The sequence below is a fragment of the Streptomyces sp. NPDC028907 genome, assembly GCF_055564995.1.
In genome coordinates this window covers 119137-138215 of sequence record NZ_JBVHVE010000006.1, presented here as the reverse complement: position 1 = coordinate 138215, position 19079 = coordinate 119137, and the positions used below count along the sequence as shown (strand labels likewise).

The 19079-nt window shown below is 71.5% G+C and carries 18 protein-coding genes; 7 read left to right on the top strand and 11 right to left on the bottom strand.

The features are described from left to right. Nucleotides 1-3: 3 nt before the first annotated feature. Nucleotides 4-966, bottom strand: a complete 963-nt coding sequence (deoC, locus tag ACZ4UU_RS19660) for a deoxyribose-phosphate aldolase (RefSeq protein ID WP_471905079.1) — start codon at nucleotides 964-966, stop codon at nucleotides 4-6. 303 nt (nucleotides 967-1269) lie between these two features. On the opposite strand from deoC, the gene ACZ4UU_RS19655 reads away from it, so the two are divergent. Then, nucleotides 1270-1950: a PH domain-containing protein gene (locus ACZ4UU_RS19655; RefSeq protein ID WP_468041330.1), complete on the top strand. Its 681-nt coding sequence runs from the start codon at nucleotides 1270-1272 to the stop codon at nucleotides 1948-1950. Nucleotides 1951-1991: 41 nt separating this feature from the next. Here the strand turns inward: ACZ4UU_RS19655 and ACZ4UU_RS19650 are convergent, their stop codons facing one another. The 4 genes from ACZ4UU_RS19650 to ACZ4UU_RS19635 all read right to left on the bottom strand — a co-directional run bounded on the left by ACZ4UU_RS19650 (nucleotide 1992) and on the right by ACZ4UU_RS19635 (nucleotide 6942). Further along, on the bottom strand, nucleotides 1992-3176 hold the full coding sequence (locus ACZ4UU_RS19650) for a hypothetical protein (protein ID WP_468041329.1): 1185 nt from the start codon (nucleotides 3174-3176) through the stop codon (nucleotides 1992-1994). A gap of 190 nt (nucleotides 3177-3366) precedes the next feature. Next, nucleotides 3367-4998 (bottom strand): phospho-sugar mutase, encoded by a 1632-nt coding sequence (locus tag ACZ4UU_RS19645; protein WP_468041327.1) that lies wholly within the window; start codon nucleotides 4996-4998, stop codon nucleotides 3367-3369. 338 nt (nucleotides 4999-5336) lie between these two features. Beyond that, entirely contained in the window at nucleotides 5337-6161 is an 825-nt protein-coding gene (locus ACZ4UU_RS19640) for a purine-nucleoside phosphorylase (RefSeq protein ID WP_468041326.1), read from the bottom strand. Between the two features lie 343 nt (nucleotides 6162-6504). Next, nucleotides 6505-6942 carry a gamma-glutamylcyclotransferase family protein gene (locus ACZ4UU_RS19635; protein ID WP_468041325.1) on the bottom strand — a complete coding sequence of 146 codons (438 nt, stop codon included), beginning with the start codon at nucleotides 6940-6942 and terminating at the stop codon, nucleotides 6505-6507. A gap of 81 nt (nucleotides 6943-7023) precedes the next feature. Here ACZ4UU_RS19635 and ACZ4UU_RS19630 point away from each other — a divergent pair, with 81 nt between their 5' ends. Both ACZ4UU_RS19630 and ACZ4UU_RS19625 read left to right on the top strand, forming a co-directional pair. Beyond that, nucleotides 7024-8487 carry an NAD(P)H-quinone dehydrogenase gene (locus tag ACZ4UU_RS19630; protein WP_468041323.1) on the top strand — a complete coding sequence of 488 codons (1464 nt, stop codon included), beginning with the start codon at nucleotides 7024-7026 and terminating at the stop codon, nucleotides 8485-8487. A gap of 166 nt (nucleotides 8488-8653) precedes the next feature. Next, nucleotides 8654-9595, top strand: a complete 942-nt coding sequence (locus ACZ4UU_RS19625; protein ID WP_468041322.1) for a DeoR/GlpR family DNA-binding transcription regulator — start codon at nucleotides 8654-8656, stop codon at nucleotides 9593-9595. A gap of 79 nt (nucleotides 9596-9674) precedes the next feature. On the opposite strand, the gene ACZ4UU_RS19620 is transcribed toward ACZ4UU_RS19625, so the two are convergent. Next, entirely contained in the window at nucleotides 9675-10223 is a 549-nt protein-coding gene (locus tag ACZ4UU_RS19620; protein WP_471905078.1) for a TetR/AcrR family transcriptional regulator, read from the bottom strand. 105 nt (nucleotides 10224-10328) lie between these two features. Beyond that, on the bottom strand, nucleotides 10329-12101 hold the full coding sequence (locus tag ACZ4UU_RS19615; RefSeq protein WP_468041321.1) for an acetyl/propionyl/methylcrotonyl-CoA carboxylase subunit alpha: 1773 nt from the start codon (nucleotides 12099-12101) through the stop codon (nucleotides 10329-10331). A gap of 360 nt (nucleotides 12102-12461) precedes the next feature. On the opposite strand from ACZ4UU_RS19615, the gene ACZ4UU_RS19610 reads away from it, so the two are divergent. Beyond that, nucleotides 12462-12983 carry a hypothetical protein gene (locus tag ACZ4UU_RS19610; protein ID WP_468041320.1) on the top strand — a complete coding sequence of 174 codons (522 nt, stop codon included), beginning with the start codon at nucleotides 12462-12464 and terminating at the stop codon, nucleotides 12981-12983. On the opposite strand, the gene ACZ4UU_RS19605 is transcribed toward ACZ4UU_RS19610, so the two are convergent. Together ACZ4UU_RS19605 and mmpB are read right to left on the bottom strand one after the other, a co-directional pair. Beyond that, a complete protein-coding gene (locus tag ACZ4UU_RS19605) occupies nucleotides 12952-13572 on the bottom strand; it encodes a Maf family protein (RefSeq protein ID WP_468041318.1) in 621 nt (206 codons plus the stop codon). The two genes, ACZ4UU_RS19610 and ACZ4UU_RS19605, sit on opposite strands and share 32 nt — an antisense overlap. A 31-nt stretch (nucleotides 13573-13603) precedes the next feature. Continuing rightward, nucleotides 13604-13732, bottom strand: coding sequence for a morphogenic membrane protein MmpB (gene mmpB, locus ACZ4UU_RS19600; RefSeq protein WP_093747104.1), 129 nt, complete (start codon nucleotides 13730-13732; stop codon nucleotides 13604-13606). 119 nt (nucleotides 13733-13851) lie between these two features. Between mmpB and ACZ4UU_RS19595 the strand changes: the two genes are divergently transcribed. Continuing rightward, nucleotides 13852-14997 (top strand): SGNH/GDSL hydrolase family protein, encoded by a 1146-nt coding sequence (locus ACZ4UU_RS19595; protein WP_468041316.1) that lies wholly within the window; start codon nucleotides 13852-13854, stop codon nucleotides 14995-14997. Here ACZ4UU_RS19595 and ACZ4UU_RS19590 read toward each other — a convergent pair. Then, the gene (locus ACZ4UU_RS19590) at nucleotides 14994-15203 is read right to left on the bottom strand and encodes an acyl-CoA carboxylase epsilon subunit (RefSeq protein ID WP_468041314.1); all 210 of its coding nucleotides are present in this window, start codon (nucleotides 15201-15203) and stop codon (nucleotides 14994-14996) included. The genes ACZ4UU_RS19595 and ACZ4UU_RS19590 overlap by 4 nt on opposite strands. Before the next feature lie 16 nt (nucleotides 15204-15219). Beyond that, nucleotides 15220-16833 carry an acyl-CoA carboxylase subunit beta gene (locus ACZ4UU_RS19585; protein WP_468041312.1) on the bottom strand — a complete coding sequence of 538 codons (1614 nt, stop codon included), beginning with the start codon at nucleotides 16831-16833 and terminating at the stop codon, nucleotides 15220-15222. Between the two features lie 110 nt (nucleotides 16834-16943). On the opposite strand from ACZ4UU_RS19585, the gene ACZ4UU_RS19580 reads away from it, so the two are divergent. Then, nucleotides 16944-17804, top strand: coding sequence for a biotin--[acetyl-CoA-carboxylase] ligase (locus tag ACZ4UU_RS19580; RefSeq protein ID WP_468041310.1), 861 nt, complete (start codon nucleotides 16944-16946; stop codon nucleotides 17802-17804). A gap of 113 nt (nucleotides 17805-17917) precedes the next feature. Continuing rightward, on the top strand, nucleotides 17918-19048 hold the full coding sequence (locus ACZ4UU_RS19575) for an adenylate/guanylate cyclase domain-containing protein (RefSeq protein ID WP_468041309.1): 1131 nt from the start codon (nucleotides 17918-17920) through the stop codon (nucleotides 19046-19048). The last annotated feature ends 31 nt before the right edge of the window (nucleotides 19049-19079 follow it).

Below are 19079 nucleotides of genomic sequence, written 5' to 3'. Positions count from 1 at the left end.
TGATCAGTCCACCGTCACGTAGTCGGGGCCGGAGTAGCGGCCGGTGGCCAGCTTCTGACGCTGCATCAGCAGGTCGTTCAGGAGCGAGGAGGCGCCGAAGCGGAACCAGTGGTTGTCCAGCCAGTCCTCGCCGGCGGTCTCGTTGACCAGGACGAGGAACTTGATGGCGTCCTTGGAGGTGCGGATCCCGCCGGCCGGCTTCACCCCGACCTGGATGCCGGTCTGGGCGCGGAAGTCGCGCACCGCTTCCAGCATGAGCAGGGTGTTCGCCGGGGTGGCGTTCACGGCGACCTTGCCGGTGGACGTCTTGATGAAGTCGGCGCCGGCGAGCATGCCGAGCCAGCTGGCCCGCCGGATGTTGTCGTACGTCGACAGCTCGCCGGTCTCGAAGATGACCTTGAGGCGGGCGCTCGTCCCGCAGGCCGACTTCACGGCGACGATCTCGTCGTACACCTTCATGTAGTGGCCCGCGAGGAACGCCCCGCGGTCGATGACCATGTCGATCTCGTCGGCGCCCGCCGCCACGGCCTCGCGCACGTCCGCCAGCTTGACGGTGAGCGGGGCACGGCCCGCCGGGAACGAGGTGGCGACCGAGGCGACCTTCACGGTCGACCCAGCGACGGCCTCCTTGGCGGTGGCCACCATGTCGGGATAGACGCAGACGGCCGCGGTCGCCGGGGCCGTCCGGTCGGTGGGGTCGGGGCGCACCGCCTTGGCGCCGAGCGCCCGGACCTTGCCCGGGGTGTCCGCGCCTTCCAGCGTCGTCAGGTCGACCATCGAGATGGCGAGGTCGATGGCGTACGCCTTGGCGGTCGTCTTGATGGAACGGGTACCCAGGGACGCGGCCCGCCCCTCCAGGCCGACCGCGTCGACGCCGGGCAGCCCGTGAAGGAAGCGGCGCAGCGTGCTGTCGGACGCGGTGACGTCCGTGAGTGCGTGAGCTGCGGCAGATGCATTGGTGGGCATGGTCACCAGACGAGCATATCTACGCGCGTAGCGGCTGTACACCCCGAGGGTCGGATCCGTGAATCACGGGGGGATGTCGGATGCCCCGGGGCGCGGGGCCTGCCAGACGCCGGGCGCTCGCCTGCCCCAGGCGCGCAGGGCGCCGGAGCTGCCAAGACGTCGGGCACCCGCACGCCCCCAGGGGCGCGGGGAACTGCGCGACCAGCCCCCTCCGACCCGCACCCGCCCACGCACACCGCACTCCCCCCACGGCGACCGGGCGCCCCACCAAGCCGCCGGCGGGCATGCGGCACAATCGGCCCCATGACGACCCCCGACCACGAGCACCAGCCCTCCACCCCGGACCCCGTATCGAGGGACCGGGTCTACCGCTCGCCCATGGGCATCCTGGGCGGCGTCGCGCTGCTCGCCATCGTGTTCTGGCTCGGTATCGACGCGCTGGTACGCGGCGAGAGCCGCACGCAGTGGCTCGCGCTCGCCGCGATGATCCTGATCGTGCCGCTGTCGTCCGCGTTCACGCTCCGCCCCGCCGTGTACGCCAACGAGGAGCGCCTGCGCATCCGCAACCCGCTGCGCGTCATCGTGGTCCCCTGGGGACAGGTCGTCTCGCTGCGGTCCGGCTACTCGAACGAGGTCGTCGCGAAGTCCGGCGCCAAGTACCAGCTCTGGGCGATCCCCGTCTCGCTGCGGGCCCGCAAGAAGGCGGCGCAGCACGCGGACCGCACGGCGGCGGAGACGGGCGCCGCGGGCCGGGGGAGCGGCGGCGCAGGGCGCGGGTTCGGCGGGTCGCGCCGGGCGGCCGGGGCGAACGGTCCGACGCGGGCCGAGACCGACAAGATCATGGACGACCTGCGGGAACTGCTGGAGAGCCACGGCGAGGCCGAGTCCGCCCAGGGCGAGGTGACCGTGCGATGGGCCTACGAGGTGATGGGCCCGGCGATCGCGGGGGCTGTGCTGCTGCTGATCCTGCTGGCCGTGGGCTGAGGCCCGACGGGACCGGCTGAGCGCGTCCGCGGGATCGGCCGTCAGGGCGCGCCCGGATACACCAGCGCCATGTACGCGCCGCAGTACGCCGAGCCGACGACCGCCCCCGCGAGGACCAGCGCGCGGTGGCGACGGCTCGCGCGGGACAGGTGCCGGGCGACGGGCAGCAGGAGCGGGAAGGCGGGGAGCAGGAAGCGGGCGCGCGGGAAGTAGACGCCGCCGCTGCCCAGCACGATCGCCAGCAGTACGGCCGTGAAGACCAGCAGCGCGACCGGCTGCCGGTCGGCCACAGCCAGGCCGAACAGCACGACCGACACGATCAGCGTCAGCGTCACCATCACCAGGAACAGCTCGGGCTTCGGGGCGTACACCAGCAGCCGCCGCATCTGGCGCAGTGTTTCGAGCCCCCCGTCCAGCTCGTTGTGCCACAACCGCTGTACGGCGAAGTAGCCGTCCCAGCGGCCCACCCGCAGACCCACCCAGCCGACGTACCCGCACCAGCCGAGTGGCGCGATCACGGCGGCCGCGAGGGTACGGGGGGTGAAGCGGCGGCGCAGCGCGAGAAGGGCCGCGGTCGTGACCGCCGCCGCCACCGCGACCCCGGTCGGGCGGGTCAGGCCCGCGAGCGCGGCCAGCCAGGCCGCGGTGAGGAACCGGCCGGAGAGCACGGCGTACAGGGACCAGGCGGCGAGCGCCGTGAACAGGGACTCGGTGTAGCCCATCCACTGCACCAGACCGACCGGGAGCGCGGCCCAGAGGGTGGCCAGCAGAACACCGGCCCGGCGCCCGTACAGCCGGTCGCCCACCGCGAAGACTCCCCACGCGGCGACGAGGGACGCGATGACGGCGAGGCCGAGGCCGGTGCTGGCGCGGGTGCCCGGGGTGAGCGCGGCGAAGGCCTTCAGAAGGGTGGGGTAGAGCGGGAAGAACGCCAGGTTGTTGGCGTTGTGCGCGGTGCCGAGCTCATGTGCGTAGCCGTGCTCGGCGATGCCGAGGTACCAGTCGGCGTCCCACTGCGTCGCCAGGATCGGCCAGACGCCGTGCCCTTGCCGGTGCGCCCAGACGGTGAGGACCAGCAGGCCCGTGCCACGCACGGCGAGGTAGGCGAGGAGGGCGGGGGCGGCGTGGCGCAGGGCGGGGAGGACGGCGGGGCGGGCCCGCGGTGGAGGGCGGGAGCCCGGGGCGGTCGTGGTGCGGGGGGTCGGCCGGGATGCGGTCGTGGACACGGCGCGGCTCCAGGCTGATCGGTGGTGCGTTTCCCGTCCACCGTTGCCCGAGGGGCACTGCGGGGCGTGGAGCGCGGGTCAACCGCCCTGCGTGAATCGCCCGAAAGGGTGCCTCCGGATGGGGGCACCCTCTCGGGAACGATCAGTGAGTCGCCGCAGGGCTCCGAGCGGGCCGCGTACGCCGCACGCCTCAGATGCCCGCCGCCGCCGAAAGGTCCCGCTTGATCGTCGCGAGCAGCTCGGCCGCCTTGACGCGGGCGGCCGGCAGGGCGGCGTGCGCGGCGACCGGGACGACGACCTCCAGGTAGCACTTCAGCTTGGGCTCCGTGCCGCTGGGGCGGACGATGACGCGGGCGCCTTCGAGGGTGTACCGCAGTCCGTCGGTGGGCGGCAGGGTGTCGGTGCCCTGGGTGAGGTCCTCGGCGCGGGTGACGGCCAGACCGGCGAGCTCGGTCGGCGGCCGCTCGCGCAGGCGGCGCATGGCGTTCGCGATGACGGACAGGTCCTGGACGCGGACCGAGAGCTGGTCGGTGGCATGCAGGCCGTGCTCCACGGCGAGGTCGTCGAGCAGGTCGAGGAGCGTGCGGCCCTCGGCCTTGAGGACGGAGGCCAGCTCGGTGATCAGCAGGGCCGCGGTGATGCCGTCCTTGTCGCGTACGCCCTCGGGGTCGACGCAGTAGCCGAGGGCCTCCTCGTAGCCGTAGCGCAGGCCGTCGACGCGGGCGATCCACTTGAAGCCGGTGAGGGTCTCCTCGTAGGGCAGGCCCGCCTTCTCGGCGATACGGCCGAGGAGGGAGGAGGAGACGATCGACTCGGCGAACGTGCCCCGCGCGCCGCGGCGGACGAGGTGCGCGGCGAGCAGCGCGCCCACCTCGTCGCCGCGCAGCATCCGCCAGGCGTCCCCGTCCTTGACGGCCGCGGCGCAGCGGTCGGCGTCGGGGTCGTTGGCGATGACCAGGTCGGGGTCGGTCTCGCGGGCCTTGGCGAAGGCCAGGTCCATCGCGCCGGGCTCTTCCGGGTTGGGGAAGGCGACCGTGGGGAAGTCCGGGTCCGGCTCGGCCTGCTCGGCGACGAGGGCGGGAGCCGGGAAGCCGGCGCGGGCGAAGGCGGCCAGGAGGACGTCCTTGCCGACGCCGTGCATCGCCGTGTAGACGGTGCGGGCGGTACGCGGGGAGTCGGGGGCGAGGACCGCGTCCGTACGGGCGAGGTAGGCGTCCAGGACGCTGTCGTCGAGGGTTTCCCAGCCCTCCGTGGGGCGGGGGACGACGGTCAGGGACGGTACGGCGGCGATCTCCTCCGCGATCTCGATGTCCGCGGGAGGCACGATCTGGGAGCCGTCGCCGAGGTAGACCTTGTAGCCGTTGTCGCGGGGCGGGTTGTGGCTGGCGGTGACCTCGACACCGGCGACCGCGCCGAGGTGCCTTATGGCGTACGCCAGGACCGGGGTGGGCAGGGGGCGCGGCAGTACGGCGGCGCGCAGGCCGGCGCCGGTCATCACGGCCGCCGTGTCGCGGGCGAAGTCCTCCGACTTGTGGCGGGCGTCGTAGCCGATGACGACGAGGCCGTTGTCGTGGCCCTGCTTCTTGAGGTACGCGGCGAGGCCGGCGGCGGCGCGGATGACGACCGTGCGGTTCATGCGCATCGGGCCGGCGCCGAGTTCGCCGCGCAGGCCCGCCGTGCCGAACTGGAGGGTGCCGCTGAAGCGTGCGGTGAGCTCTTCGGTGTCGGCTGCTTCGATGAGCTTGGCGAGCTCGTCGCGGGTCTCCGGGTCCGGGTCCTCGGCGAGCCAGGTCTGGGCCCGGGCGATGAGATCGGCATGCACGTCGGTCAACCTCTCGTTCGTGTCGTTCGGGAGCGGGTCGGATGCGGGCGGATTTTCCTCGCCCCCGCCGCCCCTACCCGTCCCGTCCCTGGGGGCTGCGCCCCCAGACCCCCGCCATCGGCCCTGCGGGCCTCGTCCTCAAACGCCGGACGGGCTGAAAAGCCCAGCCGTCCCGGCGTAGCTCCCTGCGGGTGGGTGGGGGTTCGGGACGGCGATGGTCTCGTTCTCGAATGCCGGAGGGGCTGAAGTACTCAGCCCCTCCGGCGTTTGAGGAGCGGGGTCTGGGGCGGAGCCCCAGAAGGATGGGACGGGTAGGGGCGGCGGGGGCGAGGAACGGTTTACAGGCGCCCGAGCACCTGCGCCAGCAGCGACCCCATCCGAGTCGCCGAGTCGCGCCCGGCCTGAAGGACCTCCTCGTGGTTGAGGGGCTCGCCCGTCATCCCGGCCGCGAGGTTGGTCACCAGGGAGATGCCCAGCACCTCCGCACCCGCCTCACGCGCCGCGATGGCCTCGAGCACCGTCGACATACCCACGAGGTCCGCCCCGATGACCCGAGCCATCCGGATCTCCGCCGGCGTCTCGTAGTGCGGGCCGGGGAACTGGGCGTAGACACCCTCCTCCAGCGTGGGGTCGATCTCCTTGCACAGGGCACGCAGCCGCGGCGAGTACAGATCCGTCAGGTCGACGAAGTTCGCGCCGACGATCGGGGACGTCGCCGTGAGGTTGATGTGGTCGCTGATCAGGACCGGCTGCCCGGGCCGCATGCCCTCACGCAGGCCGCCACAGCCGTTGGTGAGGACGATCGTCTTGCAGCCGGCCGCCACCGCGGTGCGCACACCGTGGGCCACCGCCGCGACGCCGCGACCCTCGTAGTAGTGGGTGCGGCCCAGGAAGACGAGGGCACGCCTGTTGCCGATCCGGTACGAGCGGATCTTGCCGCCGTGCCCTTCCACCGCCGGCGGCGGGAATCCGGGCAGCTCGGTGACCTGGAACTCGGCCTCGGGCGCGCCCAGGGCGTCCACGGCCGGCGCCCAGCCGGAGCCCATCACGAGGGCGACGTCGTGGGTCTCGGCGCCGGTGAGTTCGCGCAGGCGCGCGGCGGCGGCGTCGGCGGCCGCGTGGGGGTCGCCCTGGATGTCGTCCGGAAGAAGAGATGCGTTCACGCGACTGAGGGTAGCCGGTTTGGGCCTACGCGCGTAGATGACAGAGCTCACGGGATGGCGATCGTTGTCTTGTCGTTTCCGACGAAAGGGTGCCCTCCGGGCCTCAGGCGTCCGGAACGAGGATGTCGGCGTCGTCGAAGACCGTCACCCCGATGACGACCAGGCGCCGCAGGCTGACCGTGTATTCGACCAGGGCATCCTTTGGCCAGGGCGGAGATTCCTCTGTCGAACGCGGCGCGTCGCAGGCCGTCGAGCAGGCCGCGGGCCGACGCGGCCTGCTCGGTGTACAGGGGTTCGAGGGCGGGCGGAGCGATCATGTACGTGATTCTCCGCGTGCCTTCCCTCAACAAGGCCGCTTGCGCAGCTCCATCACGTAATCGTGTGGCGCCCCCGCCGACTCCGCCGCATCCGCGATCTCGCCCAGGTAGCGTGCCGCCGGCAGCCCGCCCTCGTAGGCGTTCAGCACGTACACCCACGCCGGCTCCTCGCCCTCCAGCGTGTGCACCCGTACCCGAAGCCGCCGGTAGATGCCGAGGCTGACGCCCTCCCAGCGGTCCAGGGACTCCTCGTCCATCGGGGCGATGTCGTAGAGCGCGACGAAGACCTGCTCCTTCGGCTCCTCGACGAGCGTCGCCAGCGCGCCGTCCCAGCCCAGCTGCTCGCCGCCGAAGGTCAGCCGCCAGCCGTTCAGCCAGCCGGTGGCGCGCAGCGGCGAGTGGGGGGCGCGGCGGGTCATCAGCCGCGCGTCGAGATTGCCGGCGTACGCGGCGTAGAGCGACATGGAGAGAGGGTACGGCAGGCGAATCGTCCGCCCCTCCCGTAACGGTGGTGTCTCGGGCGGGCCCCCAGGCAGTGGCACCGTGTGGCGTGCGGGACAATGGAGTACGTGACTCGGATCGTGATCATCGGTGGCGGACCCGGCGGATACGAGGCGGCCCTGGTGGCCGCCCAGCTCGGCGCGGAGGTGACCGTCGTCGACTGCGACGGTCTGGGCGGGGCGTCGGTGCTGACCGACTGCGTGCCGTCGAAGACTCTCATCGCCACGGCCGAGGTGATGACCACCTTCGACTCCTCCTACGAGGAGCTGGGCATCATCGTCGCCGACGACACGCCGCACATCGACACGCCCGCCCGGGTGGTGGGCGTCGATCTGGGCAAGGTCAACCGGCGTGTCAAGCGGCTCGCGCTGGCCCAGTCCCACGACATCACCGCCTCCGTCACCCGGGCCGGCGCCCGGGTCCTGCGCGGCCGGGGCCGGCTGGAGGGCATGCAGGGCCTCGACGGATCGCGCAAGGTCGTCGTCCGCGCCGCCGACGGCACCGAGGAGACCCTGACCGCCGACGCCGTGCTGATCGCCACCGGCGGGCATCCGCGTGAGCTGCCGGACGCCCAGCCCGACGGTGAGCGCATCCTCAACTGGACCCAGGTCTACGACCTCACCGAGCTGCCCGAGGAGCTCATCGTGGTCGGGTCGGGTGTGACGGGTGCCGAGTTCGCCGGCGCCTACCAGGCGCTCGGGTCGCGGGTCACCCTCGTCTCGTCGCGGGACCGGGTGCTGCCGGGTGAGGACCCCGACGCCGCCGCGGTCCTTGAGGACGTCTTCCGGCGCCGCGGTATGAACGTCATGGCCCGCTCGCGCGCCGCCGCCGCCAAGCGGGTCGGCGACCGCGTCGAGGTCACCCTCGCCGACGGGCGTGTCATCAGCGGCAGCCACTGCCTGATGGCCGTCGGCGCCATCCCGAACTCCCAGGGCATGGGCCTGGAGGAGGCCGGGGTCAAGCTGCGCGAGTCCGGGCACATCTGGACCGACAAGGTGTCCAGGACGACCGCGCCGGGCGTGTACGCGGCCGGTGACGTCACCGGTGTGTTCGCCCTCGCCTCGGTCGCGGCGATGCAGGGACGTATCGCCATGTACCACTTCCTGGGCGACGCGGTGGCCCCGCTGAACCTGAAGACCGTGTCGTCGAATGTCTTCACCGACCCCGAGATCGCCACCGTCGGCTACTCCCAGGCCGATGTGGACGCGGGCAAGATCGACGCCCGGGTCGTCAAACTGCCGCTGCTGCGCAACCCGCGCGCCAAGATGCAGGGCATCCGGGACGGCTTCGTCAAGATCTTCTGCCGGCCGGGCACGGGCATCGTGGTCGGCGGTGTGGTCGTCTCGCCCCGCGCCTCGGAACTGATCCATCCGATCTCGATCGCGGTCGACAACAATCTGACGGTCGAACAGATCGCGAACGCCTTCACCGTGTACCCCTCCCTTTCGGGCTCGATCGCCGAAGTGGCACGACAGCTGCACACCCGGAAGTCCGGTGGCGAACTCTGACGGCCGAAACCAACTCCCCGCTGGTCACGGGGAGTTGTCGAGCGTGCGTGCGGCATAGGCGGCGGGACTAGGCCCTATACCACTTCTCGCCCTTGCGTGCGAACAACTTCTGTTATTCGGCGCAAACTGCTGAAAGCAGACGGTCGTTGGGGTTACTGTCAGTTTCGTGTTCGCTGCAGAACGTCGCCAATTGATCCTCGAAATGGTGCGAGCGAACGGAGCCGTGTCGCTCCGTGAGCTCGCCCGCGTCGTCCAGACCTCCGAAGTGACCGTACGGCGGGACGTGCGCGCACTGGAGGCAGAAGGACTCCTCGACCGCCGGCATGGCGGTGCGGTATTGCCGGGCGGGTTCACGCGGGAGTCCGGCTTTCCGCAGAAATCACATCTCGCGACCGCCGAGAAGACGGCCATCGCCGACCTCGCCGCGAATTTCGTGGAAGAGGGCGAGGCGATCGTCGTCGGGGCGGGGACCACCACGCAGGAGCTGGCCCGCCGGCTCGCGCGCGTCCCCGGACTGACCGTCGTCACCAACTCCCTCCTGGTGGCACAGGCGTTGGCCCACGCCAACCGGGTCGAGGTCGTGATGACCGGCGGCACGCTCCGTGGGTCGAACTACGCGCTGGTCGGCAGCGGCGCCGAACAGTCCCTCCAGGGACTGCGGGTGTCGCGGGCCTTCATCTCCGGGAGCGGGCTCACCGCCGAGCGCGGGCTGTCCACGTCCAACATGCTCTCCGCGTCCGTCGACCGGGCGTTGGTGCAGGCGGCCGCGGAGGTCGTCGTCCTCGCCGACCACACGAAGCTCGGTACGGACACGATGTTCCAGACGGTGCCCACCGATGTCATCACGCGGCTGGTCACCGACGAGCCGCCGGTCCACGACGACCGTGCCCACACCGAGCTCCAGGCCCTCGCCGATCAGGGGGTGCAGATCGCCGTGGCCGGGGCGAGTGGGAGCCCGGGGGGTGACGAGGTCCCGGCGCGGCGGAGGGGTCCCCTGCCGGGGCCTAGGCGGGGGCAGGGGCTGCGGTCCGCCGCGGCGGTGCTCGGTGAGCAGGGGGCGGAGAGGGAGCGGGAGCGGGCCAGGGTTGCGGATTTGCGGCGGCGTTAGGGCTCCTGTTCGCCGTAGGGGTTCGTGGGGGTGCGCGCGTGCCGGTTGTGTGTGGCTGGTCGCGCAGTTCCCCGCGCCCCTAGGTGGGTTTCAGGCCCCGGAGTGTCAAGTGCAGCAGTCTGTCCGCCAGGTCCGGGTCTCCCGGGGTTTCCTCCGCCGCCAGTGCGATGGCATGGGTGAGTTGGAGGAGGTCGGTGATCGCTACGTCCTCCCGGACCGTGCCCGCCTCCTGTGCCCGGGCCAGCAGCGCGCCGCCCGCCTCGCGGATCGGGCCGCTGCAACGGGCCAGCGCCGAGGTGCCGTCGGTCGAGACGGACATCAGGGATCTGGCCAGCCCGCGGTACTCCCCGGCGTGCGTGACCATCTCGCGCAGCCAGGTCACCAGGGCCGCACAGGGCTCGGGGGCGGCCAGGAGTTCGCGGGAGCGGGTCAGGAGGTCGCCGACCGCGTCCTCGAAGACCGCGCTCAGCAGGGCGTCGCGATTGGGGAAGTGGCGGTACAGCGTGCCGATGCCGACGCCCGCGCGGCGGGCCACGTCCTCCAGAGATGCGGCCGTGCCGTGTTCGGCGAAGGCGGAGCGGGCCTCGGTGACCAGGCGTTCGTGATTGCGGCGGGCGTCCGCGCGCATGCCTGCCGGCGGCCGGACCATCGGGTTCACCTGCCCTTCCCTCACTGAGAAGCGCCCGATGGACTGATCGCTCAGTCCGCCGGGCGCCTCGGGATGTCGTACGACTCAGTCCTTGATCTCGCAGATCGCGGCGCCCGAGGTGAGGGAGGCGCCGACCTCGGCGGACAGGCCCTTGACGGTGCCCGACTTGTGGGCGTTCAGGGGCTGTTCCATCTTCATCGCCTCAAGGACGACGATCAGGTCGCCTTCCTTGACCTCCTGGCCTTCCTCGACGGCGACCTTGACGATGGTGCCCTGCATCGGGGAGGCGAGGGTGTCGCCGGAGGCCGCGGGGCCGGACTTCTTGGCCGCGCGCCGCTTGGGCTTGGCTCCGGCGGCGAGGCCGGTGCGGGCCAGCGACATGCCGAGCGAGGACGGGAGGGAGACCTCCAGGCGCTTGCCGCCGACCTCGACGACGATCGTCTCGCGGTCCGGGTCCTCGTCCGTCTCGGTGTCGGCGGGGGCCGCGAAGGGCTTGATCTCGTTGACGAACTCGGTCTCGATCCAGCGGGTGTGGACCGTGAACGGGTCGGCGGAGCCGGTCAGTTCCGGGGCGAAGGCCGGGTCGGTGACGACCGCTCGGTGGAAGGGGATGGCGGTGGCCATGCCCTCGACCTGGAACTCGGCCAGGGCGCGGGCGGCTCGCTGGAGCGCCTGAGCGCGGGTGGCGCCGGTGACGATCAGCTTGGCGAGCAGGGAGTCCCAGGCCGGGCCGATCACGCTGCCGGACTCGACGCCCGCGTCCAGGCGGACGCCGGGGCCGGTCGGCGGGGTGAAGGTGGTCACCGTGCCGGGGGCGGGCAGGAAGTTACGGCCCGGGTCCTCGCCGTTGATGCGGAACTCGAAGGAGTGGCCGCGCAGGGCGGGGTCGTCGTAGCCGAGTTCCTCGCCGTCGGCGATGCGGAACATCTCGCGCACCAGGTCGATGCCGGTTACCTCCTCGGTGACCGGGTGCTCGACCTGGAGGCGGGTGTTGACCTCCAGGAAGGAGATCGTGCCGTCCAGGCCGACCAGGAACTCGACCGTGCCGGCGCCGACGTAGCCGGCCTCCTTCAGGATCGCCTTGGAGGCGGAGTACAGCTCGGCGACCTGGGCCTCGGAGAGGAAGGGCGCGGGGGCCTCCTCGACCAGCTTCTGGTGGCGGCGCTGCAGGGAGCAGTCTCGGGTGGAGACGACGACCACGTTGCCGTGGGTGTCGGCGAGGCACTGGGTCTCGACGTGGCGCGGCTTGTCCAGGTAGCGCTCGACGAAGCACTCGCCCCGGCCGAACGCGGCGACGGCCTCTCGGACGGCCGAGTCGTACAGCTCGGGGACCTCTTCCAGGGTCCGCGCCACCTTCAGACCACGGCCGCCACCGCCGAACGCCGCCTTGATGGCGATCGGCAGGCCGTGCTCCTCGGCGAACGCCACGACCTCGTCCGCACCGGACACCGGGTCAGGCGTGCCGGCGACGAGTGGGGCGCCGGCCCGCTGGGCGATGTGCCGGGCGGCGACCTTGTCACCGAGATCGCGGATGGCCTGCGGCGGCGGGCCGATCCAGATCAGGCCGGCGTCGAGGACGGCCTGGGCGAAGTCGGCGTTCTCCGACAGGAAGCCGTAGCCGGGGTGGATGGCGTCCGCGCCCGACTCGCGCGCCGCGTTCAGCACCTTGCCCATGTCCAGGTAGCTGGTCGCCGGAGTGTCACCACCCAGGGCGAACGCCTCATCCGCGGCGCGGACATGCAGAGCGTCCCGGTCCGGGTCGGCGTATACGGCCACGCTCGCGATGCCGGCATCCCGGCAGGCCCGGGCCACGCGGACAGCGATTTCGCCACGGTTGGCGATGAGCACCTTGCGCACGATTGAGGCTCCCTCCTTGAAACAAGCCGAGTTTAGGGACTGCCGACACGCCACATCGACCCGTCCCCAGTGGTGAGCTTGCCCACACGGAGCGTGATTCCAGGTCCGTTCGACCTGCGAAATCCCATGTCGCGCCCCGGCACGCAGGTCTCTCCCGGAAAACCCTAGCCCTCCGCTGTGGTCAAGGTCTCTGTCATCACGTGCTGCGGGCCACTCGGTTTCTTTGTGGAATCCCTACGAATGGCCCAATGATTCTTTGCCGGCGCCCGAACCCTTGTCCCGGGGTTTACCCGTTAGTAGCGTTCGCGATGTCTCGTCCGTACTTGGAGTAACAGAGCGCTCGGAAGCAGGTGGGGACCGGTGGTGCGCAGGCCGGTGGCGTGGGTGGTGGCGGTCGTGCTCTTCGTCGAGGGGCTCGGTGTCGCGGCGCTTCAGTGGTTCCTCGGTGTCGTCGTCGACCGTCAGGACATGTCCCTGGCGGGCCTCGACCCGGACGTGATGTCGCTGTCCTCGAAGATCGGCGGGGTCGTCTTCGGCGCCTACTTCGCGCTGTGCGGCCTGGTCGCCCTGCTCGTGGCCGTGCGCGACCGCGCCCCGGCCGGCTTCGGCCGCATCCTGCTGATCAGCGCGGCCGTGGTGCACGCGCTGCTGGGCGCGTTCGCCTGGGGGCTGGTGGGCTGGACGGCGTTCCTGTTCATGGTCGTCGTGCTCGGTCTGATCGTGCTGCTGCTCATGACGTACGACGCCCAGGCCGCGCCCGGCTCCGCCGAGCCCACCGACACCGCCCCCGACGGGGGCGCGGGCGGGAGCGGGGCCCCGGCGGGCGATTCCCCGGCGGGCGGGCCCCCGGTCAGTCCTCCGCCGGCGCCCACAACTCCGTGATGCCGATGCCCAGTTGCCCCAGCAGTCGTCGCACCAGTGGCAGGCTGATGCCGATCACATTGCCGTGGTCGCCGTCGATGCCGTCGATGAACGGGGCCGAGCGGCCGTCCAGGGTGAACGCCCCGGCGACGTAGAGAGGCTCGCCTGAGGCGACGTACGCGGCGATCTCCTCGTCGGTCGGCTCGCCGAAGCGGACGACCGTGGAGGCGGTGGCGGAGGTGTACCGGCCGGTCACGGTGTCGTAGACGCAGTGACCGGTCTGGAGCGTGCCCGCCCGGCCGCGCATCGACTTCCAGCGCGCCGTGGCCTCCTCGGCGTCGGCCGGCTTGCCCAGGGCCTGGCCGTCCAGTTCGAGGACCGAGTCGCAGCCGATCACGATCGCGCCCTTGACCTCCGGCTTCGCCGCCACCACGGAGGCCTTCGCCTCGGCCAGGGCCAGCGCCAGCTCGGCGGGGGTGGGTGCGGTGACGGCGTCCTCGTCGACGCCGCTCACGATGACCTCGGGATCCAGTCCGGCCTGGCGCAGCAGATTGAGCCGGGCGGGGGACTGGGAGGCCAGGACGAGGCGGCGGCGGGGCTGATCAGTCATGCGGTCAGCGTATCGGCGTGCCCGCCCGGGTTCATCTCAGCCCGAGCACGATCATCGTGAGCACCATGGCCAGCGCCATGAGAACGCCCAGCCGCCGCAACATCTCCTGCATGTCGCGCAGTTCCTTGGGCGGCTCGTTCTCGGGGTCGGACCACAGCATGCCTTCCATCGTCGGTCGGGGGGCCGTGGCGGCGCCTGAGTACGCATACTCAACTTCCTCTAAACGGTGCTACTGTTCCATTAGTTAAAGGGTCCCTGGTTTCGTTTGGAGGATGTGCCGTGTTCACCGCTTCCTGGATCGCGTCACCTCAGCTGCCCAGCGAGGGCTTCACGCCCAACTGGTCCCGCGAGGGCTTCTGGCGCCAGTCACTGCGGCAGGTCGTACGGCTGTCGGCGGGAGGTGACCGGCTGCGGGTGCGGCTGACCCACGCCTACGGAGCCTCGCCCGTCCGGGTCGCGGCCGCGAGCGTGGGGCGTACGGCCGCGGGGGCCGGGGTGGCGCCGGGGTCGCTCGTGCGGCTCACCTTCGGGGGCGCGGGCAGCGCCGCCATACCTGCGCGCGGGGAGCTGGTCAGCGATGACGTCCCCCTCGCCGTCGCCGCGGGGGATTCGGTGACCGTCACCCTGTACTTCGACGCCGCCACCGGGCCCGCCACCTTCCACGCCCAGGCCTTCTCGACCAGCTATCGGGGCGAGGGCGATCTGTCGGCGGACACGGGCGGTGAGGGCTTCGACGCGGCGACGGAGTCCTGGTACTTCCTGTCGGCGGTCGAGGTCGACGCCGGGCGCACGGACGCCGTCGCGCTCTTCGGTGACTCGATCACGGACCGGTTCGGGTCCACGGTGGGCGCGAACCGGCGCTGGTCGGACGCGCTCGCCGAGCGCACGGGGCGGCCCGTGCTGAACGCGGGGATCGGGGGGAACCTGCTGCTCAACGACTCCGCCTGGTACGGGGACGGCGGCGTCCGCCGACTGCGCCGGGACGTCCTCGACCGGCCCGGCGTGGACACGCTCGTCGTGCTCCTCGGGCTGAACGACATCGGCTTCAGCGAGACGGACGAGCAGCCGACGTACAAGCCGGCGCCGGTGGTGGAGGCGGGGGAACTCATCGCCGGGCACCGGGAGTTGATACGGCAGGGCAGGGCGGCGGGGCTGAGGGTCGTCGGAGCGACTCTGCTGCCGTTCGGGGGGTCGGACCACTGGGGTGAGCGGGCGGCCAAGGTGAGTCACGAGCTGAACGAGTGGATTCGCTGCTCGGGGGAGTACGACGCGGTGGTGGATCTCGGGCGGGCGCTGGCCGATCCGGGGGACCCGGATCGGCTGCGGATGGCATACGACCTCGGCGATCACCTGCACCCCAATGATGTGGGGTACGGAGTGATGGCCGAGGTCGTGGCTCGCCGTTTGTGGCTGCGGGCCCGCTAGCTCGGCCAGTAAGTGCGGGCCCATGTCGTCGGCCCAGGCTGCGGCAGCCGGTGTGTTGCGATGCGGGACGGGTCCGACCACCCGTCCCGCGGCTTGGGCGCGCCGGGCGGCGTGGCTGCTGCCGCCGCGGCGCGTGCGCGGACCACCGCCAGTGCGGCGGCCAGCTCCTCCGGTGTCGGGTTGCCCCGTAGGACCTTGATGTTCATGACGGCTCCAGCAGGCCTAGAGGGGGATGTTGCCGTGCTTCTTCGGAGGCAGGGATTCCCGCTTCGTACCCAGCTGACGCAGACCGCGCACGACATGGCGGCGGGTGTCGGACGGCATGATCACCGAGTCGATGTAGCCGCGCTCGGCCGCGATGTAGGGGTTGAGGAGCGTGTCCTCGTACTCCTGGATCAGCCGGGCGCGCACCGCCTCCAGGTCCTCCCCGTTCGCCTCCGCCTCGGCGATGGTGCGGCGGTGCAGGATGTTGACCGCGCCCTGGGCGCCCATGACGGCGATCTGGGCGGTGGGCCAGGCGAGGTTGAGGTCGGCGCCCAGGTGCTTGGAGCCCATGACGTCGTAGGCACCGCCGAACGCCTTGCGGGTGATGATCGTGATGAGCGGGACCGTCGCCTCGGCGTAGGCGTAGATCAGCTTGGCGCCGCGGCGGATGATGCCGTCGTGCTCCTGGTCGACGCCCGGGAGGAAGCCGGGGACGTCGACGAAGGTGATGACCGGGACGTTGAAGGCGTCGCAGGTGCGCACGAAGCGGGCGGCCTTCTCGCTGGCCTGGATGTCGAGGCAGCCGGCGAACTGCATCGGCTGGTTGGCGACGATCCCGACCGGGCGGCCCTCGACCCGACCGAAGCCGGTGAGGATGTTCGGCGCGAACAGCGGCTGCGTCTCGAAGAACTCGGCGTCGTCCAGGACGTGTTCGATCACCGTGTGCATGTCGTACGGCTGGTTCGCGCTGTCCGGCACGATTCGGTCCAGCTCGCGGTCCTCGTCCGTGATGGACAGGTCCGCCTCCTCCGGGAACGCCGGAGCTTCGGAGAGGTTGTTGGACGGCAGGTACGAAAGCAGCTGCTTGACGTACTCGATGGCGTCCTTCTCGTCGCCCGCCATGTGGTGGGCCACGCCGGAGGCCGAGTTGTGGGTGCGGGCGCCGCCCAGCTCCTCGAAGCCGACGTCCTCGCCGGTGACCGTCTTGATGACGTCCGGGCCGGTGATGAACATGTGCGAGGTCTGGTCGACCATGACCGTGAAGTCGGTGATGGCGGGCGAGTACACCGCACCGCCCGCACAGGGGCCGACGACCAGGCTGATCTGCGGGATGACACCGGACGCGTGGGTGTTGCGGCGGAAGATCTCGCCGTACGCGCCCAGCGAGGCCACACCCTCCTGGATACGGGCGCCGCCGGAGTCGTTGATCCCGATGACCGGGCAGCCGGTCTTCAGCGCGAAGTCCATCACCTTGACGATCTTCTGTCCGTAGACCTCGCCCAGCGCACCGCCGAACACGGTGAAGTCCTGCGAGAACACGGCCACGGGCCGGCCGTCCACCGTGCCGTACCCGGTGACGACGCCGTCGCCGTACGGCCGGTTCTTCTCCAGGCCGAAGTTGGTGGAGCGGTGCCGGGCGAACTCGTCGAGCTCGACGAAGGAGTCCTCGTCGAGGAGGAGCTCGATGCGCTCACGGGCCGTCAACTTGCCCTTGGCGTGCTGCTTTTCGACGGCGCGAGCGGAGCCGGCGTGCGTCGCTTCCTCGATACGGCGCTGGAGATCCGCGAGCTTGCCCGCGGTGGTGTGGATGTCGATCCCTTGGATCTCGTGACGCTCTTCCGGCTCGGACATCGGGATGGCGCTCCCTGCCTGCTCAAAAGGGGGGACGGTTACTCATCCGTAGAGTAGTGGGGGGCCCACGAATCAGCAGTGCGGCGTTTCACACACCTAGGGTGGCTTGCATGACGCCGCGAGATGCATCAGACGACAGCCGTTGGTCCGACCTGGACCGTCCGCCGCTGAACGCCGCCGCGCTGCGGCGCGGGCTCGTGCGCGAGGGCGGGCTGTGGCGCGAGGTGGAGGTCGTGCAGCGCACCGGCTCCACCAACACCGACCTGGTGGCCCTGGCGACCGAGGGCAAGGCGGCCGAGGGTGCCGTCCTCGTCGCCGAGGAGCAGACGGCAGGCAAGGGCCGCCTGGACCGCCAGTGGACGGCGCCGGCCCGCTCCGGGCTGTTCTTCTCCGTGCTGCTGAACCCGGCCGAGGTCCCGGCGGCCCGCTGGGGCTGGGTACCGCTGCTCACGGGCGTCGCCGTGGCGACGGGGCTGTCCCGGGCCGCGGGCGTCGACACGGCACTCAAGTGGCCGAACGACCTGCTGGTGACCGTCGGCGGCCAGGAACGCAAGGCCGGCGGCATCCTGGCGGAGCGCGCCGGCAACGCGGGCGTGGTCGTCGGCGTCGGCATCAACGTCACCCTGCGTGAGGACGAGTTGCCGGTGCCCCAGGCGGGCTCGCTGGCCCTCGCCGGCGCCGTCAGCACCGACCGCGATCCCCTGCTGCGGGGCATCCTGCGCTCGCTGGAGGAGTGGTACGGACGCTGGCGGGCCGCCGCCGGCGACCCGGTGGTGAGCGAGCTCCAGGAGACGTACGCGGCGGGCTGCGCGACGCTGGGGAGGGAGGTGCGGGCCGAGCTGCCGGGAAACCGGTCGATCACCGGCGAGGCCGTCGCGATCGACGGCGACGGACGGCTGGTGCTGGCCACCGGGGAGGGCGTGCAGGAGCCCGTGGGTGCGGGGGACATCGTGCACTTGCGGTTGGCGTGAGTTCGGTTGGTGCGAGCTCGGCTCCCCGGCCTTCCGGAGTGAGCTGGCCCACACCTGCCGTAAAGTGAAGGCCGGTCGATTACTGACCGCGGCAGATCGGAAGGGCAGCAGGCGTGACCGTCGACGATTCGGGCTCCGGCACGGGCGCGGACGGCCGGGTGGACCCCCACGCCGCCGACCCCGGCGAGGATCCGCTCGCCCTGCGCCTCGAAGGCCTCATCCTCGGCGCCGAGCGGCGCTACACCCCGTTTCAGGCGGCCCGCAGCGCCGGTGTCTCCATGGAGCTGGCGTCCCGCTTCTGGCGGGCCATGGGCTTCGCCGACATCGGTCAGGCCAAGGCGCTGACCGAGGCCGACGTACTGGCGCTGCGGCGCCTCGCCGGTCTCGTCGAGGCGGGGCTGCTCAGCGAGGCCATGGCCGTGCAGGTGGCGCGGTCCACCGGGCAGACCACCGCCCGGCTGGCCGAGTGGCAGATCGACTCCTTCCTGGAAGGCCTGACCGAGCCCCCGGAGCCGGGGATGACCCGGACCGAGGTGACGTATCCGATCATCGAGCTGCTCCTGCCCGAGCTGGAGGAGTTCCTCGTCTACGTCTGGCGCCGCCAGCTCGCCGCCTCGGCCGGCCGGGTCATCCAGGCCGCCGACGACGAGGAGATGGTCGACCGGCGCCTGGCCGTCGGCTTCGCCGACCTCGTCGGCTTCACCCGGCTGACCCGCCGCATGGAGGAGGAGGAACTCGGCGAACTCGTCGAGGCCTTCGAGACCACGGCGGCGGATCTGGTGGCCGCGCGCGGCGGTCGGCTGATCAAGACGCTCGGCGACGAGGTCCTGTACGCGGCCGACGACGCGGGCGTCGCCGCGGAGATCGCCCTACGGCTCATCGAGACGATGGCGGGCGACGAGACGATGCCCGAGCTGCGGGTCGGCATCGCGTTCGGCACGGTGACCACTCGAATGGGCGACGTGTTCGGTACGACGGTGAATCTCGCCTCCCGGTTGACGTCGATAGCTCCGCGGGACGCCGTGCTCGTCGACAGCGCGTTCGCCGCGGAACTCATCCGAACGGGTGAGGCGCCGGCGTCGGAGGCCGAGGCGGCGGAGGCCGCGGCTGCCGCCGAGAAGGAGGGGGAGGAGGCGCCGGTCTATCGGTTCGCGTTGCAGCCGATGTGGCAGCGGCCGGTGCGAGGGCTTGGTGTGGTGGAGCCTTGGCTGTTGACGCGGAGGGCTGCCGCCGGGGGCGAGTGAGCGCCGTTGGGGTTGCGCTGTTCTTTCGGGT

Coding starts and splice junctions, on each gene's coding strand:
- deoC (WP_471905079.1), bottom strand. CDS start 966: ATGCCCACCAATGCATCTGCCGCAGCTCACGCACTCACGGACGTCACC.
- ACZ4UU_RS19655 (WP_468041330.1), top strand. CDS start 1,270: ATGACGACCCCCGACCACGAGCACCAGCCCTCCACCCCGGACCCCGTA.
- ACZ4UU_RS19635 (WP_468041325.1), bottom strand. CDS start 6,942: ATGTCGCTCTACGCCGCGTACGCCGGCAATCTCGACGCGCGGCTGATG.
- ACZ4UU_RS19620 (WP_471905078.1), bottom strand. CDS start 10,223: ATGCGCGCGGACGCCCGCCGCAATCACGAACGCCTGGTCACCGAGGCC.
- ACZ4UU_RS19605 (WP_468041318.1), bottom strand. CDS start 13,572: ATGACTGATCAGCCCCGCCGCCGCCTCGTCCTGGCCTCCCAGTCCCCC.
- mmpB (WP_093747104.1), bottom strand. CDS start 13,732: ATGCTGTGGTCCGACCCCGAGAACGAGCCGCCCAAGGAACTGCGCGAC.
- ACZ4UU_RS19590 (WP_468041314.1), bottom strand. CDS start 15,203: ATGAACATCAAGGTCCTACGGGGCAACCCGACACCGGAGGAGCTGGCC.
- ACZ4UU_RS19585 (WP_468041312.1), bottom strand. CDS start 16,833: ATGTCCGAGCCGGAAGAGCGTCACGAGATCCAAGGGATCGACATCCAC.
- ACZ4UU_RS19580 (WP_468041310.1), top strand. CDS start 16,944: ATGACGCCGCGAGATGCATCAGACGACAGCCGTTGGTCCGACCTGGAC.